Origin of the sequence: Vibrio sp. 1641, assembly GCF_033339995.1 — a bacterium.
GTDB classification, from domain to species: Bacteria; Pseudomonadota; Gammaproteobacteria; order Enterobacterales; family Vibrionaceae; genus Vibrio; species Vibrio alginolyticus.
In genome coordinates this window covers 1-613 of record NZ_JAWOVP010000297.1, presented here as the reverse complement: position 1 = coordinate 613, position 613 = coordinate 1, and the positions used below count along the sequence as shown (strand labels likewise).

Annotated in this window: 1 protein-coding gene; it reads left to right on the top strand. The window is 64.6% G+C overall.

From position 1 onward, the window contains the following. Nucleotides 1-420, top strand: a 420-nt coding sequence (gene repC / locus R7Z47_RS25625) for a replication protein C, IncQ-type (RefSeq protein ID WP_318130864.1), incomplete at its 5' end; no start/stop codon positions are given. Nucleotides 421-613 lie beyond the last annotated feature (193 nt).

Here is a 613-nt window from a genome sequence, read left to right as displayed (position 1 = left end):
GTGTCCATCATCGCCCAGAATGGCCGCAAGCGGCAGGGCTTCCGGCTGCTTGCCGAGTACGCCAGCGACGAGGCAGACGGGCGCCTGTATGTGGCCCTGAACCCCTTGATCGCGCAGGCCGTCATGGGTGGCGGCCAGCATGTGCGCATCAGCATGGACGAGGTGCGGGCGCTGGACAGCGAAACCGCCCGCCTGCTGCACCAGCGGCTGTGTGGCTGGATCGACCCCGGCAAAACCGGCAAGGCTTCCATAGATACCTTGTGCGGCTATGTCTGGCCGTCAGAGGCCAGTGGTTCGACCATGCGCAAGCGCCGCCAGCGGGTGCGCGAGGCGCTGCCGGAGCTGATCGCGCTGGGCTGGACGGTGAACGAGTATGCGGCGGGTAAGTACGACATCGCACGGCCCAAGGCGGCAGGCTGACCCCTGCAATAACTGTCACGCCCCCCCCGTTAACTGTCACGCCCCCCCCGTTAACTGTCACGCCCCCCCCCGTTAACTGTCACGAACCCCCCCGTTAACTGTCACGCCCCCAAACCTGCAAACCCAGCAGGGGCGGGGGCTGGCGGGGTGCTGAAAAAATCCATCCATGATTATCTAAGAATAATCCACTAGG